We start from the raw sequence: 2106 nt of genomic DNA, 5'->3' as shown, positions 1-2106 counted from the left end.
AAACGCGGATTAGCGGGCGCGCTCGGACCCCGCGGCGTCCTCCGCCGCCTTGCTCTGCGCGAGCCGCCGCCGACGCTCGCGCAGCTCGCCGAGCTGCGCCTCGACCTGGTGCTCTGGCACGAGGACGAGGCCCTGCGCGGTGTCGCACAGCGCTTCGAAGAGCTCGAGCATGGCGGGGTTGAGGACGGGTTCGCGGTTCCCCGAGAAGAAAAACTGCGTGGGGATCGACGGGTGCATCCAGAAAGCGATTCGCCCCGGGGCGCTGGGTCCCGGGCCCGCGTCCCCGCCGAGGGGGTGCGGCCCGATGAGCGGCCCGGGCACGCTCAGGAGGAAGGCCTGTCCGGAGCGGAACCGGCTCGCCGTCACGCGGCGGACATGGGCGAGCAAACGGTCATCGAGCGGCAGGTCCTCGCCCGCCGCGTAGCGGAGCAGGCCCACCTAGGCCTCCCGTGCCGACGGCGCCGCGGGGCGCGCCGCCGGTTCGTCCGGATCGTGGGTGCCCTCGGCAAACAGGCGCAGGCCGTCCTCGCTCTCGGCCGCCCGGCGCAGGGCCTCCAGCCAGGGCAGGCTGAGCTTCGGGCTGCGCGGCTCCGCGAAACGGAACGCGAGCGGGATGGCCGGGGCCAGCCACAGGCTGACCCGACCCGAGCCCTCGTCCGTCGAGCGGTCCCAGCTCAGGAAGAAGCCCTCGCCGTGCCGGAGCGCATGCGCGACGGCGATCTTGACGTGCGCGAGCGTGCGATCATCCAGCGAATACTCGCTGCTCCCCGCGTACACCAGAGTCCCCATGCCACGAGGCTACCCCGAAACGACATAGCGCGGTGCTTTCGGCGTGTCAACCCCCTCCCCGGGTGCTTTTGGGGCGGGCACAGTGGAAGATACCAGGCCGGTCGCTCGACGCGACGCTCCCCACCGGGAGGGCCACTGGAACGAAAGGATGGACCCCACCATGGGTTTTCTCGCATTTCTGCTGCTCGGCCTGATCGCCGGAGCCATCGCGAAGGCCATCCTCCCCGGCGAGAACGGGGGCGGTTGGTTCATGACGTTGCTGCTCGGGGTGATCGGCGCCATGCTCGGCGGATGGCTCGGCGGGCTGCTCTTCAACGCGAAGCTTGAGGAGTTCTGGTCCTTGCAGACCTGGGCCCTCGCGATCGGCGGTTCCATCGTGGCGCTGCTGCTCTACGGCCTCGTCACCGGTCGCCGAAGCAAGGCGTAACCGCCGCACGATCCAGTCCCGGAACCCCTCCGAGTGGATCCGAGCCGCAGGCACCGCGCGTGCCCTGCGGCTCGGCTCCCCGGAGGGGTTCCGTGCGCAGACCACGGCCGGGAACTCGGCCAACGGCGGCTACGCTGGAGCCATGACCGATGCCACGCCCAGCCGGGGAGCCAGCTCCCGAGCCGCCGTCACCGAGGCAGAGCGGGCGGCGCTGAACGCGGGCACCGCCTCCGCCCGAACGCTGACCGAGGCCCTGGTCATCGACCACGCGGAGCTGCTGGGGCACGCGGTGCCCGAGCTCCCGGCGGCGGCGCTCGACCGCGTGCGTGCGGCCGCCGAACTCGGCGTGCTCAAGCGGATGCGCCTCGTCGGGGCAGAGCTGCTGGCCGCCTTCGGCCCGGGCATCGCCGAGCGCCTCGCCGAACATCCCTCCGACACGGTCCGGGGCTGGGCCTGCTTCGTCGTGGGCGAGACCCCGGGGCTCAGCGTGACCGAGCGCCTCGGCCGCATCCGTGGGCTGGCCGACGATCCGGCCTTCACGGTGCGCGAGTGGGTGTGGATGGCGGTGCGCCCCGAGCTGGTCGCCGAGCTTGCGGAGAGCATCGAACAGCTCAGCGGCTGGACCGGTGACGCGTCCCCGCGCATCCGCCGCTTCGCCTCGGAGGCGCTGCGCCCCAGGGGTGTCTGGGCGAGCCACATCGGCGAGCTGAAGGCGGAACCCGCGCTCGGCCTGCCGCTGCTGGAGCCCCTCCGGGCGGACCCCGAGAAGTATGTGCAGGACTCCGTGGCGAACTGGATCAACGACGCCTCGAAGGACCGGCCCGACTGGGCGCGGGACACGGTCGAGCGCTGGCTCGTCGAATCCCCGGGCGCCGCAACCGAGCGGATCG

Annotated in this window: 4 protein-coding genes; 2 read left to right on the top strand and 2 right to left on the bottom strand. The window is 72.3% G+C overall.

Translation table 11 applies throughout. From position 1 onward, the window contains the following. Positions 1-9: 9 nt before the first annotated feature. Both OOT08_RS05450 and OOT08_RS05445 read right to left on the bottom strand, forming a co-directional pair. Positions 10-438 carry a DUF7882 family protein gene (locus OOT08_RS05450; RefSeq protein ID WP_325091563.1) on the bottom strand — a complete coding sequence of 143 codons (429 nt, stop codon included), beginning with the start codon at positions 436-438 and terminating at the stop codon, positions 10-12. Continuing rightward, positions 439-789: a DUF7882 family protein gene (locus OOT08_RS05445; protein WP_325091561.1), complete on the bottom strand. Its 351-nt coding sequence runs from the start codon at positions 787-789 to the stop codon at positions 439-441. It lies immediately after the preceding gene. 160 nt (positions 790-949) lie between these two features. On the opposite strand from OOT08_RS05445, the gene OOT08_RS05440 reads away from it, so the two are divergent. Together OOT08_RS05440 and OOT08_RS05435 are read left to right on the top strand one after the other, a co-directional pair. Then, the gene (locus OOT08_RS05440; RefSeq protein WP_325091560.1) at positions 950-1216 is read left to right on the top strand and encodes a GlsB/YeaQ/YmgE family stress response membrane protein; all 267 of its coding nucleotides are present in this window, start codon (positions 950-952) and stop codon (positions 1214-1216) included. A gap of 142 nt (positions 1217-1358) precedes the next feature. Beyond that, a partial coding sequence (locus tag OOT08_RS05435; protein WP_325091559.1) for a DNA alkylation repair protein occupies positions 1359-2106 on the top strand: 748 nt, incomplete at its 3' end.

This window comes from Leucobacter sp. M11 (genome assembly GCF_035726885.1).
Lineage (GTDB): Bacteria > Actinomycetota > Actinomycetes > Actinomycetales > Microbacteriaceae > JAPFRB01.
Note: the sequence above shows the minus strand (reverse complement) of the source record. Positions and strands in the feature narration are given on the sequence as shown.